Annotated in this window: 12 protein-coding genes and 3 pseudogenes; 4 read left to right on the forward strand and 11 right to left on the reverse strand. The window is 41.0% G+C overall.

The window, feature by feature from the left end:
- Positions 1-313 precede the first annotated feature (313 nt).
- Entirely contained in the window at positions 314-1486 is a 1173-nt protein-coding gene (locus tag PVE40_RS00230) for a pyridoxal phosphate-dependent aminotransferase (protein ID WP_274729872.1), read from the forward strand.
- Positions 1487-1853: 367 nt separating this feature from the next.
- On the opposite strand, the gene PVE40_RS00235 is transcribed toward PVE40_RS00230, so the two are convergent.
- From PVE40_RS00235 to PVE40_RS00250, 4 genes are all read right to left on the reverse strand, one after another.
- Entirely contained in the window at positions 1854-2507 is a 654-nt protein-coding gene (locus tag PVE40_RS00235; protein ID WP_274729873.1) for a deoxynucleoside kinase, read from the reverse strand.
- Positions 2508-2616: 109 nt separating this feature from the next.
- Complete coding sequence (gene pgsA, locus PVE40_RS00240) at positions 2617-3162, reverse strand: CDP-diacylglycerol--glycerol-3-phosphate 3-phosphatidyltransferase (protein WP_274729874.1); 546 nt, start codon at positions 3160-3162, stop codon at positions 2617-2619.
- Positions 3163-3240: 78 nt separating this feature from the next.
- Positions 3241-3750 (reverse strand): DUF3592 domain-containing protein, encoded by a 510-nt coding sequence (locus PVE40_RS00245; protein WP_274729875.1) that lies wholly within the window; start codon positions 3748-3750, stop codon positions 3241-3243.
- Positions 3751-3775: 25 nt separating this feature from the next.
- Complete coding sequence (locus PVE40_RS00250; RefSeq protein WP_274729876.1) at positions 3776-4237, reverse strand: hypothetical protein; 462 nt, start codon at positions 4235-4237, stop codon at positions 3776-3778.
- Positions 4238-4565: 328 nt separating this feature from the next.
- On the opposite strand from PVE40_RS00250, the pseudogene PVE40_RS00255 reads away from it, so the two are divergent.
- The 3 genes and pseudogenes from PVE40_RS00255 to PVE40_RS00260 all read left to right on the forward strand — a co-directional run.
- Positions 4566-5256 (forward strand): annotated as a pseudogene (locus PVE40_RS00255) (ABC transporter ATP-binding protein); the annotation flags it as partial.
- Positions 5256-5465 (forward strand): annotated as a pseudogene (locus tag PVE40_RS12950) (ATP-binding protein DrrA1-3 family domain-containing protein); the annotation flags it as partial. The pseudogenes PVE40_RS00255 and PVE40_RS12950, both read left to right, overlap by 1 nt.
- Positions 5458-6720 (forward strand): ABC transporter permease, encoded by a 1263-nt coding sequence (locus PVE40_RS00260; RefSeq protein WP_274729878.1) that lies wholly within the window; start codon positions 5458-5460, stop codon positions 6718-6720. The pseudogene PVE40_RS12950 and the gene PVE40_RS00260, both read left to right, overlap by 8 nt.
- Before the next feature lie 172 nt (positions 6721-6892).
- Here the strand turns inward: PVE40_RS00260 and yidD are convergent, their stop codons facing one another.
- The 7 genes and pseudogenes from yidD to PVE40_RS00290 form a co-directional block, all read right to left on the reverse strand.
- Complete coding sequence (gene yidD / locus PVE40_RS00265; RefSeq protein ID WP_274729879.1) at positions 6893-7207, reverse strand: membrane protein insertion efficiency factor YidD; 315 nt, start codon at positions 7205-7207, stop codon at positions 6893-6895.
- Positions 7208-7417: 210 nt separating this feature from the next.
- Positions 7418-7501, reverse strand: coding sequence for a putative holin-like toxin (locus tag PVE40_RS12955; RefSeq protein ID WP_420828499.1), 84 nt, complete (start codon positions 7499-7501; stop codon positions 7418-7420).
- Between the two features lie 203 nt (positions 7502-7704).
- Positions 7705-9396 carry a Na/Pi cotransporter family protein gene (locus tag PVE40_RS00270; RefSeq protein ID WP_274729880.1) on the reverse strand — a complete coding sequence of 564 codons (1692 nt, stop codon included), beginning with the start codon at positions 9394-9396 and terminating at the stop codon, positions 7705-7707.
- Between the two features lie 132 nt (positions 9397-9528).
- A complete protein-coding gene (locus PVE40_RS00275) occupies positions 9529-10695 on the reverse strand; it encodes an aminotransferase class I/II-fold pyridoxal phosphate-dependent enzyme (RefSeq protein WP_274729881.1) in 1167 nt (388 codons plus the stop codon).
- Complete coding sequence (locus tag PVE40_RS00280) at positions 10692-11186, reverse strand: Lrp/AsnC family transcriptional regulator (protein ID WP_274729882.1); 495 nt, start codon at positions 11184-11186, stop codon at positions 10692-10694. The genes PVE40_RS00275 and PVE40_RS00280 overlap by 4 nt, the downstream gene beginning before the upstream one ends.
- Before the next feature lie 340 nt (positions 11187-11526).
- A pseudogene (locus PVE40_RS00285) lies at positions 11527-13287 on the reverse strand (glycoside hydrolase family 3 protein).
- A 113-nt stretch (positions 13288-13400) separates the two neighbouring features.
- A complete protein-coding gene (locus tag PVE40_RS00290) occupies positions 13401-14357 on the reverse strand; it encodes a LacI family DNA-binding transcriptional regulator (RefSeq protein WP_274729883.1) in 957 nt (318 codons plus the stop codon).
- Positions 14358-14363: the final 6 nt, after the last annotated feature.

Genomic DNA, 14363 nt, shown 5'->3' on the forward strand with positions numbered 1-14363 from the left:
AGTTTTGAAACGGTTTCTTTCATAAACACAAAAAAGGCATATTCCGCCCTAAAGGAGAATACGCCTGGTTTGGTTTACCAAAAATAACCATTACATAATCTTATGGAGGGAGGTTGTATTGTATTCACTTCGTTGAAAAACATTAATTGTTACGTTCATCGTAACTCCTCCTCTCTTTATTCTATTTGTATTTTAATTCTTTTCTCCTCAATGAACAAGTATAATGTTGATTATCTTGAAAGTTTTTTGAACAAAGCTATAAAAAAATAGAAAATTCTGTTAAAATCATTAGAAAACTTAAGGAGCTACTTTCATGTATCATTGGTCATCTTTATCGAAACACTATCCCGCCTCCAGTATCCGTAAAATGGCAAAGCTTGCGGGACAATTTGAAGACACAATTATGTTAACAATGGGCGAGCCTCATTTTGAAACACCTGATTTAATTAAGTATGCAGGCACCAAAGCCATCGAAGAAAACCGTACGCATTACGGGCCTAACGTGGGGGAATCCACTTTTCAAGCAGCAGTAGCTGAGAAGTACCAAGCGATGACTGGCTTTCCATTTCATCCTGATGAAGTGATGGCTAGTTTTGGAGCTACAGAAGGGATCCTGCTGGTTATGATGACCATTCTGGATCAGGGAGATGAAGTCCTCATCGCGAATCCCCACTATCCTAATTACTTAGGCCAAATCATGGCACTAAAAGCAAACGTTGTAGAGGTTCCTGTATACGAAGAGTATCAATTTAAGATTCAGCCAAAAGATATTGAGGCAGCCATTACCGAACGTACGAAATTGCTCATTATTAATTCACCAAACAATCCTCTCGGTTCTATTTTAGAAAAAGAAGAAATGGAAGAAATTGTGGCGTTGGCAGATAAGCATCAAATTACCATTTTGTCGGATGAAGTGTATGAGAGCATCCTTTATGACGGCAAGAAACATTTCAGTTTATTCCAAATTCCAGGAACGAACGAGCGGCACTTTGTCGTGAATAGTTTTTCAAAAACTTATGCGATGACAGGTTGGCGCGTGGGATATGTGGTAGGAAACACAGCATCCATTGAGCGGATGGCTGAGTTTAGAGAAGGAATCGGCTTCTGTGTGCCTCCTTTTATTCAAGATGCAGCGGTCGAAGCGCTACAGTCCGATCAATCCATTGTCCAAGAATACCTTACTGCTTACGACCGTCGCCGGCACATTGTGGTCGACCGTTTGAATCAGATTCCAGGGTTTCATTGCCTAAAAACGGAAGGCGCCTTTTATGCTTTCCCTAACATACAAGCGTTTGGCAAAAGCTCACAAGACTTTGCGCTCGAATTATTAACAGAAACTCATGTAGCAATGACGCCTGGTTCAGCATTTGGTTCCATGGGTGAAGGGTATCTGCGCATTTCGTTTGCCCAGTCTGAAGAGGCTCTCTCTGAAGCGATGGACCGGATTGAAGCATACGTTCGCCGCGCTTATCCCGATGTAAAATAAAAAGAGAGTGCTGCAAAAGGCGTTAAGCACCGAATCACTGGATCGATAAGCGCAGGATGGTCATAGACCATCTGAGCATGATTTCGGGAGCACTGTGGGCTGACGCCCAAGTGTATCATGCTTGTAAGCTGCTAAAGCAGCAACAATCATGACAAAGTGACGTCGGAGCTTCCTTTTGGAGCACATTTACGGGGCAGACATTCGTATACATGAATGTGGGTAGTTCAATGGAAAGAAATTCCTGAGCTACCCATTTTTGTACGAAAATGGGTAGTTTAGCGAAAAATATTTCCTGAGCTACCCACTTCTGCGTGAAAATGGGTAGTTCAGCGGAAATTTATTCCTGAGCTACCCATTTTTCGTATTTTTAGCAGGGTACCACTTCTCTAATTTCTGCTAATTTTTCTTCAATAATAGCCATTACGCGATTTTGATCTTCTAGACTGTGTTTAATGTCGAATTCATCAATGGAAAGAGATATTTTTGGTGACGCGTCATAGGCATCGTACCAACCTTGATACTTTTCCCAGAGTAATTTGAAGTATTGGTAGCGTTCGTCGCCCACTTCTACTTGTTCGAATTCACGTCCGCGTTGTTGAATTCTTTCCAAAATAGTTTCAAAGGATCCGTGCAGATAAATCAACAAGTCTGGCCCTTTTTTAGGCATTCCCTCTAACTCTTCCATCATGTTTGCGAGCAAATCTTCATAAATATCCATATCGATCGCGGAAATATTTCCTTGTAAATGATTGATCCGAGTAAATAGAGCATCTTCATAGATTGAGCGATCCAACACATTGTTGTCATGAACCAAGGCATCTTTGATGCTGCGAAAACGCGAATTCAGAAAATAAATTTGTAAACTAAACGCCCACTTTTTTGGCTCCTCATAAAATTTATCTAATACTGGATTATAGTCCACGCTCTCGTAAAACGCCTGGGTCCCCATTCTCTCTGCTATTAAACTCGTATAGCTGGTTTTCCCAGCGCCAATCATGCCCGCTAAGACAATCACACTCATCATATCCCTTCTTTTCTCGTCTCCATTTTTAAAACAATAGTTTGATTATCCCTTAAATAAAAAGAAAACACAACATGTAGTAGGCACATAAAAAAAACAGATGGAAAAGTTACCTTTTCTCATCCGCTTTCCTTTTTTGTAGTTTTTGACTGAACCGAAGTGCATACTGGCTAAAGGTGATAATAGCAAGTGTTGTGACAATGATTTGCAAAATGTTTATGCCAGGAACTTCGAATACTGCCAAAATAATGGTCAGAAAAACCAAAACCGTTGTAGCTTTTCCAAAAACATTTGCTGCAATAATAATTCTTGGTTTCATGGAAACCATAACTGCTCCCAATGCAATCTGCGAAAATTCCTTTACCAAGATAATCCAGAAAAACCAATTCTCTAAATAATCGGCATCGGACAATGTATAAAGTACAGAAATTTGCATTAACTTATCTGCAAACGGGTCGGCTACCGTACCAAACTTCGAAACGACTTCATACTTTCTTGCCAAATAACCATCCAGCACATCTGTAATACTCGCCGCTATGAATACCAAAAGTGCTTGAAACGTAGCATTTTCGCTGCCCGAATAAAACACAATAAAATAAAAAGGAATTAATAATAACCGTAAAATCGTTAAAAGATTAGGTAGCTGTTTCTTCATGCTACGCACATCCTCTCCTTCAATTCATCTGCTACTCTCATTCTATCATGGATCAGAAAAATCCAAATAAATTTTTCCTTAAAAAAGAAAATAAAAGAGTGCAGCGATTCCGAAATCCATAAATCCGCTCAAAATAAGTAAAAATGGCATGAGGGAGCCGGCATAGCGCTCCACATAGTTTTCGGTCGGATCATTCGGATTATAGTAAACCTTCATTTCAGTTCCACGAGGAAAAACGTTCTCCAGTGGATTACCAGAAACCATGCTGTTCCGTTTAATGCGTATTGTGGTGGAGAGTGGATCTCCTTCTATCATCGCTTCCCCTTGAGCAGGAGTCGATTTCACCACTTGGTTTCGATAATGGAGGCGCGTTTGATATTCTTTGTTGCGCACCTTAAAAGCAACACGAGGGAAAAAGACACCATTCCCTCTTGCGTCATAACCAAACACCTCGCCAGTCGTACGACTTGTGCAGCGTTCGGCTTTCCTTTTTCCACGGGCGTTTAAGACAAATCCCGCTATGATAAAGAGCACACCCACGATAACAAGGATCAAGGCAACGAGATCCATAACTTCTGAATCGGACAAACAATCAACTTCTTTCTAATCAAAATTATTGGACAGATTGAAACTCGATATCTTTAATGTAGAGTTGCAACGTCTGTAAATGGAAGGTTTGATCTTGATAGAGTCCCTTTACCGGTGCATCAATGAAGAACATCATTGCAGTCTGGGGAGCAACTCTTCCCATAAACTCTTCTGTGAAAGATAACTTGGAAGCAGCTACTTGTGCCTCTTTCACGGGAAGTTTCAGCAATAAGGAGCCGGACACTCCATGAATCGTTTGGTCTGTATCGTTTACCAATACGTATAAAATGCGAGCACGCTTATCCACATTGGTATATTGTGCTTGGAATGGAACGAAAACCGCACGTCCCTCCCAAGCGCCTTCCTTTTGGTGGTCCAAAAATTGTTGGACAATTTGATGTACCTTCTCTAACTGACTGCCCGTATGTTTCGTGTCTTCGATTCGTTGTTTCTGTAATGCTGTTAGTTCTACACGAATATGAGTCATGAGTACCTCCTTTAGTTCATTACATTATTAATAATAATCATATCATTTGGATGCTCATAGCGAGTGTATAGACACAGTAGCAAATATGTCTCCTTTCTTACAAATAATAACTATACAGTAAAAATAAGAAAAGGACATATAGAAAAAGATTGAAGTTCAACTATGACATATTTTTTCAGAGAACCACTGATATTTCTTGTATCTCTATAGAAAATTTTTAATAAAAGTAACTAACTTCCTTATAGGAAAATTAGAGAAATCTTTTCGATGTATTCACCAGTTATGATACACTTATTACAGTAAGTGTTGATTGCAAGGAGGAGAAAAGATGTTAGAAGTGATTGATTTACACAAGTCCTTTGGTTCGCTGCAAGCTGTCGAGGGTGTATCCTTTACTATACAAGACGGCGAAATCATGGGGATGATTGGGCAAAACGGGGCAGGAAAAACAACTACCTTCCGTTTGATTCTTGATTTTTTAACTGCTGATCAAGGACAAGTTTTGTGGGATGGAAAACCGTTAACGAAGGACGAATATGATATTATTGGCTATTTACCAGAAGAAAGAGGGCTCTATCCGAAGGTTTCAATCGAAGAGCAACTTATTTATTTCGCTCAGCTAAGAGGAAAATCAAAAAAAGAAGTAAAGCCGAAAATCGATTATTGGATGGAAAAGTTCCAAGTAAAAGGAAAAAAGACTGACAAAGTAAAAACGCTCTCCAAAGGAAATCAGCAAAAGGTGCAGCTCATTGCGACCCTTTTACACGAACCAAAACTAGTTATCTTAGATGAACCATTCAGTGGGCTCGATCCTGTAAACGCAAGCCTATTAGAAGCCGGTATCAAGGAGTTACGAACGCAAGGTTCTTGCGTAATCTTTTCCAGCCACAACATGAATAACGTAGAAGAAATCTGCGACCACTTATTGATGTTGCGCAACGGAGAAATGGTTTTATCAGGAACAGTAAAAGAAGTCCGGGAACAATTCGGTCGAACCAAGCTCTTCTTGGAGACTGATTGGTCAAACGAACAATTGGCTGCCTTACCTGGTGTCAAAACGATTACCGAGAACTCAGATGGATTCAAGGTTCTTGACCTTTCGGACCCCTCTCATGGTAAGGAAATTTTTGCTGCGGTGACGCAAGGCGGGTACATTGCAACCTTCAGCCAACAACCTCCTTCTCTTGATGAAATCTTCCGTTTGAAAGCTGGTGAAAAGAATGAATAAATTTTGGGTAATTGTTGGACAAGTTTATAAGAAAAACGTAAAGTCAGTCGGTTTCATTACCATGATGTTGAGCCCGCTGATCTTGATTGGGATTGTAGCGGCGATTATCTTTTTCATTGATAATATGGAACAAGAGATTCCACAAATTGCCGTTCTTTCTGAATCATCTGAGGTAGTCGAATTGTTACAGGCAGAAAATGAATATTACAACGTTGACTCTACAATTGAGACGCAAGAAGCAGCCGAGTCCGCAATGGAAGCTGGCGGCTTAGATGGCTATTTAACTGTTGCGAATCAAAATGGTGCACTAACTGCTTCCTATGTTTCCCTTCCAGATAGCGAGACCTTGGACATGGCTTACTTGACCAATCAGTTATCAGGGCTGCAGCTGAACCTACAGTCAAGTGAACTTGGTCTCTCTCCTGAAACAGCGCAGACCCTATTAACTCCTCCCGTCATCGAAACACGTACGGTTTCGATTGACGAAGGGGAAGTTGTAGAAGGCGATAGTGCTGATCAAGGTTTGAAACTTGCCGCTGCATATGCGATTTGTATTGCGATTTTCATGTTCATCATGACCTATTCTAGTATTATCGCTGAAGAAATTGCTTCTGAAAAAGGCACACGCATTATGGAAGTGGTTCTTTCCAGTGTGTCAGCCACTACTCATTTCTTCGGTAAACTAGTCGCTATTTTCTTCATCTGTTTAACTCAAATTGGTTTCTACGCGGTTATCATTGCGATTGCCCTTCAGTTGGATTTCGTTCAAAACTTACTTCCTGAAGGTCTCGACCTTGTTGCGACTTTGCGCGGAATTGTTGGCTCTTCCTTGTACTACTTTATTATGGGGATCTTCCTATATGCCGTAGTCGCCGCATTCCTAGGTTCATTGGTAACGAAGAGTGAGGATGTATCGAAGGCAGTTTCGCCCATTGTCTTTATTGCTTTGATGGGCTTTTACGGTGGAATGTTTGCATTAGCTTCGACTACGCATCCGATTATTAAAATCGGATCTCATGTGCCATTCTTTACGCCATTTATCATGCCGTTCCGTATTGCTGCAGAAACTGCGAGCACCACAGAAATTGGAATCTCAATGGTTGTCATGCTTGCCTTTACTGTACTGATCACGCTCCTTTCGTTGATGTTGTATCGTTCAAACGTCTTAATCTATTCCGACGCAACAATGGGCAAAATGATTCGTACTTCTTGGCGGAATGTAAGAAACGAACGCCGCGCAAGCCAAAATAACTAAACATATTAAAAAGGAGCTGGAAAATTCCCAGCTCCTTTTTTTAATTTTCCTGATAATTCTGAAGATGAAGATAGAAACAACCCTGGTCTTCAGAGTTTGAACGAAAAGTCTGAAGACCAGCAAACAACTGACTTCTCATCTTCAGAGTTCGCGTAAAAAGAACGCATGGGAGCTAATTCTGATTGTTCTCTAAGTCATTTTGAACTCGTTTTTCTAATGCTTCACGCATCGCATGCAGCTGCTCGTCGGCATCTTGATTGCGACGCAGGGTAAAATGTTTGGGTACAGGGTCATAACCACCTTGAATGAACGGTTGGCAACGCAATATGCGGGCAGTTCCCATGATGGATCCTTTTACGGCACCGTGCTTTTCTAGCGCTTCGACCATATAATGGGAACACGTTGGGTAATAGCGACAACTTGGCGGAAATAAAGGGGAAATATGTCGTTGATAACCTTTTACCCCTTTGATTAATACTTTTTTCATCTGCGTCTTCCTTTCTGCCCTCCTATTATACGACGAGCATGGGGATAAGAAAACCTTTTGAACCTGATTAGATTGAATCCAATGTGTTCTTCATGCTAAAATAAGCAAAAGAGGATATGCCCAACATATCCCCTTCTGTACAGAACCGTTCTAAGGCGGTGACTGGCAGTTTACTGACCGCTTAGTCTACATTCCAGTGGCACTAAGCGGTCATTTTTTATTTTTTCCATCACGAATGACGAGAACTAGTGAAGCGAAGGTAATCATTAAGGTTAAGGCTTCAAAGACAGACATCGTTTCCTCTTTCCAGTAGCCAGACTCGTAACATCTGCACCACTCCCTCCCCGGTACTCAGTCACCGCCCATTCTTTTCTGTATTTTTATTTTAACACACATTTGATATTTTTCACTAAAAACAAGAACGTATGTTCTAAAAAATAAAAATGAAGAACCGCCTTCTCTTCAAAAAAGGAAGGCGGTTCACTTTTATTCTACAATTAGTTTGCCTGAGATAGTTTTGGATTTAAGAATGGATAGCGGAATCCCAAAGCATGTTTGGCGATTTTAACGGCATGGTCACTCATCCGTTCCAAGTTGGAAACAATGTCAACAAACATAATTCCATCAGATGGCTGTCCAAGTCCTTGGTTCAAGCGTTCAATATACTTTGCCCGCAGATGCATTTCTAGAGAATTGATTTCCTTTTCGCGCTTCATAACGCTGCCTGCTAACTGATAGCTGTTCGTTGTAAAGGACTTAACTGCTTCTTCAATATTTTTACCAACTAACTGGAACATCCGCACCAAATCTTCATCGTAGAAAATTTCTTGTGTCTCCGCATTCTTACCAGTCACTTTTTGTTGGCGCTTCGCAATCTGGTTTCCTTCTTCAATGTTTTTCAAAATACTCTCTGCATGATCACCGATTCGTTCCAGATACTTTGTAACGTCCATCATGATGGTATGTTCATTAGAACTGGACAAGGCTAATTCCTCGCTACTAATCAGCATCAAGTATTGAGTCAATTTCATGTCGATATCATTAATTACTTCTTCAAGCTGAAGTGATTTTTCCATTTCTTTTACATCTTGATTCTTGAAATATTCAAATACAGATTGGTATTCTTCTAAAACTACTTCTCCCATTTCACCAATTTCTACCTTTGCTTGGTTCAAGGCCATAATCGGTGAAGTATGTACCAAGGAAACATCTAAGCGAGAAGCATCGTAGCCAATTGTGGTCTCTTCGCCTGGAATTAGTTTTGTAACAAGAGTAGCAATTTGATTAATAAACCACATTTGAATTAATACATTAACCACATTAAACAATCCATGAGCGAAGGCAAGCTGCATCGCTGGATTCAGTTGGAAATAATCAGATAAAGTTCTTACCATTGCGGTAAAGGGATTCAAAAGTAACATTACTAAAATCGTTCCGGTTAGATTGAAGAATACGTGGGAAGCAGAAGTACGTCTCGCTGCCAAACTTGCTCCAATCGCTGCTAAAATTGCTGTAATGGTCGTTCCGATGTTACTACCGAATAACAAAGGAAGTGCGGCTTCTAAAGTAACAGATCCGTGTGAATATAATTCTTGGACAATCCCAATCGTTGCACTAGAACTTTGAACAATCAATGTTAATAGAGTTCCAACTGTGACACCAAGAATTGGACTAAATGACAAATCGAGCATTAGTTCACGGAATTGAGGCAGATTTTCCAATGGAGACATTCCATTTCCCATCAGTTCCAAGCCAAAGAATAAAGCTCCAAAACCAAAAACAATTTCACCAATACTATTTACGAAGTGTTTCTTAGAGAAAAATAACATGAACGAGCCAAGAGCCATGATTGGCAAGGCATAAGCCCCAATATCAATCCCAATAATAAATGCAGTGATGGTTGTACCGACATTAGCACCCATTACGACTCCAATTGCTTGTTTTAACGTCATAAACCCAGCACTTACTAATCCCACTGCCAATACCGTGGTAGCGGAGCTACTCTGAATAAGGACTGTTACAACTATCCCGGCTAAAATGGCACGGAATGGAGTAGAAGTAAACTTGTTTAAAATTGAACGTAAGTTATCTCCAGCTGACTTCTGCAACCCATCTCCCATAAATTTTAACCCGAACAGGAAAATTCCCAAACCACCAAAAAACTCGAAAAGCATTTTTTGAATATCCACAACGAACCTCCCATAATTTTCAAGACATCTGTATCTTGTGTTTTTATCCGTCACTTTTCATTCTAGCGTTTTCTTTAGCTAAACAAAAGACCCTATGATGAAAGATGAGAACTTTTTCATCATAGAGTTTCTTTATTTGCTACGAAGACGTTCAATAAAACGACCAACACGAATAAAGGCTTCCTTTAATTCTTCAATCGAATACGCGTAGGAAATACGGATAAAGCCCTCTCCTGATTCGCCAAATGCACTCCCTGGAACCACTGCTACCTTTTCCTCTTGTACTAATTGAGTAGCAAATTCTTCTGAAGTCAGACCGAATTCAGATATATTGGGGAAAATATAAAAGGCACCGTATGGTTCAAAGCAAGGCAATCCTAATTCACTTAACGCATTCATTAAATAACGGCGACGTTGGTTATAGCTCTCACGCATCTCGCTTACCTCGCGGTCACAATCACGAATCGCGACAATTCCTGCATATTGGCTCGCAGTTGGAGCTGCCATAATCGCAAATTGGTGGATTTTCACCATCTGTTGCATGATTACCTTTGGACCAGCCGCATAGCCTAACCGCCAACCGGTCATAGCAAAACTCTTCGAAAAACCATTAATGAGAATGGTTCGCTCTTTCATACCCGGTAGAGAAGCAATACTAATATGATCCTCACCATATGAAAGTTCGCTGTAAATCTCATCGCTAATGACATATAAGTCATGCTTTTTCACAACTTCAGCGATTGCTTCCAAGTCCGCCTGCTCCATAATCGCGCCGGTCGGGTTGTTTGGATAGGACAGCATCAGAATTTTTGTTTTCGGAGTAATCGCTGCTTCCAATTCGTCCGCTTGTAGACGGAACTGATGCTTCTCTTGTAAGTTAATCGTCACCGGCACACCATCTGCCAACGCTACACAAGGCACATACGATACGTAGCAAGGCTCAGGGATAATCACTTCATCGCCTGGATCAAGCATCGCACGCAAAGCAAGATCAATCGCCTCACTGCCGCCAACCGTCACAAGGATTTCATTTTTCGCACCATAAGACAGATCATAGCGACGATACAAATAATTACTAATCTCTTGCCGCAATTCCATAAGCCCAGCATTAGCCGTATAGAAGGTGTTCCCTTTTTGTAAGGTATACATTGCCTCGTCCCTTACAATCCACGGAGTAGCAAAATCTGGCTCCCCCACTCCTAATGAAATCACACCAGGAATTTCATTAGCGATTTCAAAAAAACGCCGAATGCCGGAAGGTTTAATCTCTTGGACTTTTTGATTTAGTGGATTTCTCATGGGGAAACCACCATACGTTGGTCTTTATTTTCTTCAACAAATAAGGTTCCATGATCCTTATACCGTTTCAATATAAAGTGAGTGGCAGTAGACTGTACTTCATCAATCGTAGACAAACGATTCGCAACAAATGCGGCAATTTCTTTCATCGGAGCCTTGCGCATTTCAACTAGTAAGTCATACGCTCCTGACATCAAATAAACAGCATCCACTTCTGGGTATTGATATACACGCTCGGCAATTTTGTCAAACCCAGAGCCGCGCTGCGGATTCACTTTCAATTCAATAACAGCCGATACCTCGTCATCTTCTGCTTTATCCCAGTTCACCAAGGTATGGTAGCCGCAAATTACTTTTTCTGCTTCCAACTGCTCAATGGTCTCTGTTACAACTTCTAGTTCCAGACCCAACATTACGGCAATTTCTTCGTGAGTACGTTTACTATTTTTTTCAATCATTTTTAAGATTTTTTCTCTGATTTCTCTGCTCATCTTTTGTTTTCCTTTCTAACACGCATTTGAAAACTAAATTATCTCTCATTTTAGCACCCGTTGTGAAAGGAAGCAATGGACCAAGCGTTAAGTTTGCTTAAAGTAGAGTGCGTTGGGATGATAAAAAGCAAAAATGGACAAGTGAAGCTTTGTTTGGAGCCCTACTTGTCCACTTTTTCAAAATTCGGACAAGTCAGCGATTTTACGCACACTCACTTGTCCAAAAAATACGATTAATGGACAAGTGAGCTAATAATTTCCTGCCCACTTGTCCATTTTTCAAAAACCCCCTACTTTTAGCCGCAAAAAAACTCCCCTACCGAAATAGGGGAGGTGCTGATTAGAAGCGTGTGTCTTCGAATCCGCAGAATGCATCTACTGGAGATACGCCTGTGAATTCGGAACGACCCAACATTTTCTCAATCAATGCTTTCATCGTAATCTCTTTGCTGTCGTAGGCGTTGATGTACGTTTGTACTTGCGGAACGTCAGCCAAGTGGAACGGTGCTTGTAAGGATACGAAAATCGTTGGCACTTCATGTACGTAGAATGGAATATCTGGCGTACCTTTTTAAGCTGGCCATTGGATTCGTTGATCCGTGTTCGGATTCACAACAGCCAAGTTGATGATTAAATCATAGTTGTCTGTCAATTCAGCAATCGGACGTTTTTGTGCATACACGTTACGAAGGGCTGCTTGACGCTCTTCTGCTGGCATCTTGTTGATGCGCTCTTCGGCAGATTCCCAGATAGAAACTTCAAATCCTTCTGCTTCAAGCAATTCCTTGAATTTAGCGGATGGTTTTGTATTTTCACCGATCATCGCTCCGAATCCACCTTTTGTTCCAGCTACGTCTACTAATAGCACACGTTTTTTGGTTTCAGGAGAGATTGGGAAGATGTTTTCGTTGTTTTTCACCAAAGTGATTGCCTTGTCAGCAACTTCTTCTGCAATCTTCAAGTTTTCTGGCAAACCAATTTTTGCCATTGCTTCTTCTTTTGCAGGAAGAATTTCAGTTTTTTCTTTTGTATGCAAACCGAGCATAGCTTTCATACCCAAGATACGAGTCAACGCTTCAGTCAAGCGCTCTTCAGTGATGACGCCGTTCTTGTAGCCTTCCATCATCCATTGGAAATCTTCGTCTGGATCGTTGAAGAACAAGAACAAGTCAGAACCCGCTGCGATTGCTGCTGGCAGCATGTCTTTACGTTTCATAACGGAAGTCAAAGCAACCATGTGGCTCGCGTCGGTTACAACCACACCGTTAAAGCCCATTTGTTCGCGCAATAAATCAGTTAGGATTTCTTTGCTCAAAGTAGCTGGCATGTTTGCTTCTTGAAGGGTTGCTTCTGGATTGAACTTGCGTACGTAAGAAGGCAATTCGATGTGTCCAGCCATAATCGATGGTAGACCGGCATCGAACAATGCTCCGTATACTTTACCAAAAGACTCATCCCACTCTTCTACACTATAGTGGTTTGGAGCAGCTGATAAATGTTGATCACGCTCGTCAATTCCGTCTCCAGGGAAGTGTTTTGCAGCTGGTGCGATTCCACTTTCTTGGATACCGCGCATGTATTCTAAAGACAGTTCAATCGTTTGGTCCACATCTGCACTCCATGTACGAGTAGAGATGATTGGGTTACGCCAGTTGCGTAATAAGTCAACGATTGGAGCAAAACTCCAGTTACAACCAATTGCAGCAGCTTCAACACCAGAAACCCGACCTAATTCATATGCATACTTCGGATCATTTGTAGCAGCGACTTTGATTTCGTTTCCGATATATGTACCATCTGTACAAGCACCGTTACCGCCCATCTCTGTGTTCGCAGCGATTAGCATTGGAATCTTACTGTTCTCTTGAAGAATTTTGTTTTGTTCGTACACTTCGTCTGCTTTACCAGGATTGTAACGAACCCCACCGATGTGGTAATTGTTCAAAACACCTGTTAAATACTCTTCGGTACGTTCAGAACCCATGTTGATAAATAACTGACCAATTTTTTCTTCATCTGTCATTTTTGCGATGGTTTCTTCAACCCACTTTACGCCATTTGCATCGAGGTTATAAGGCTTTGCTGTTAAATCTACTCTCATTTTAAATCTCTTCTCCATATTGACACAATCTTATTGTAATATACAATTTACCAAAGTTCAATTTATTATGAATTGGAAAGGTTTTCCTTTGAAATTTTAAGATTCAAACGATTTCACAAGGAATTTCTCTTCTTCAGAGTAGTGGGAATTTGCCGATTCTTCGGTTTCTTGCCTTCAATCATTTCAATTAACGTTTCCACTGCCTTACTCCCCCATTCTTGTTCGGAGTAACTAATGGAAGACAGGGACGGAGTCACATATTCGCCAATCTCAATGTTATCAAAACCAACGAGGTATATATCTTTCCCGATTTCCACCTCTTTTTGTTGAAAATAGCGAATCATTCCCAAAGCCATTTCGTCATTGAAAGCAAAGACACCTACAGGAGTTCCATCCAGTTGCGCGTGAATCTGTTTGGCTGCTTCGTAACCTGTGTCGTAGAGAAAGTCTCCATCGATTGTTTCATAAGGCATCTTTTTTTCTTCTAATAATTCTACCGCCCCTGCATAACGCTCAACCGAGTCAAAGTTGGCAGCTGGACCGGTAAGGAGGTACACTTTGCTGATTGGCTGCTGACATAGCGATTCTATCGCCTGCAAGGAACCTCCTCGGTTATCCAATAATACTTGCCGGACATTCGGATGTTTTATTTTCCGATCCATTATGACCATTTGTTTCCCTCTATCGGCGTAATTCAAAATCTCTTCATCTGGAAAGAAGAAATCTAAAATTAGAGCGCCGTCAACCATTCCTTGTGGCAAGAAAAGACGAGAACGATTCCCTGAACAAGTAATCAAGTCATATCCTCTTTCCTTGGCCTTTTCGAGCATAGCTTCAAGTAAATCAGCATAAAAAGTTCCCTTATAACTGGTCAAATATACACCGATTATTTCGGTACTTTTCCCTCTCAAATTCTGACCTGCTCGATTAGGAATATAATTCATTTCATTTGCAATTGCTAGAATGCAATCTCGCGTCTGGTCGCTGACCCGGCTGCTGCCGTTCAACGCATAAGAGACAGTCGAGATGGATACACCAGCCTTCCTTGCAATGTCTTTAATCCCTACCACACATAC

It is taken from the genome of Jeotgalibaca caeni (genome assembly GCF_028863945.1).
Lineage (GTDB): Bacteria > Bacillota > Bacilli > Lactobacillales > Aerococcaceae > Jeotgalibaca > Jeotgalibaca caeni.

Coding starts and splice junctions, on each gene's coding strand:
- PVE40_RS12955 (WP_420828499.1), bottom strand. CDS start 7,501: ATGTCTGTCTTTGAAGCCTTAACCTTAATGATTACCTTCGCTTCACTA.
- PVE40_RS00230 (WP_274729872.1), top strand. CDS start 314: ATGTATCATTGGTCATCTTTATCGAAACACTATCCCGCCTCCAGTATC.
- PVE40_RS00235 (WP_274729873.1), bottom strand. CDS start 2,507: ATGAGTGTGATTGTCTTAGCGGGCATGATTGGCGCTGGGAAAACCAGC.
- yidD (WP_274729879.1), bottom strand. CDS start 7,207: ATGAAAAAAGTATTAATCAAAGGGGTAAAAGGTTATCAACGACATATT.
- pgsA (WP_274729874.1), bottom strand. CDS start 3,162: ATGAAGAAACAGCTACCTAATCTTTTAACGATTTTACGGTTATTATTA.
- PVE40_RS00275 (WP_274729881.1), bottom strand. CDS start 10,695: ATGAGAAATCCACTAAATCAAAAAGTCCAAGAGATTAAACCTTCCGGC.
- PVE40_RS00250 (WP_274729876.1), bottom strand. CDS start 4,237: ATGACTCATATTCGTGTAGAACTAACAGCATTACAGAAACAACGAATC.
- PVE40_RS00260 (WP_274729878.1), top strand. CDS start 5,458: ATGAATAAATTTTGGGTAATTGTTGGACAAGTTTATAAGAAAAACGTA.
- PVE40_RS00280 (WP_274729882.1), bottom strand. CDS start 11,186: ATGAGCAGAGAAATCAGAGAAAAAATCTTAAAAATGATTGAAAAAAAT.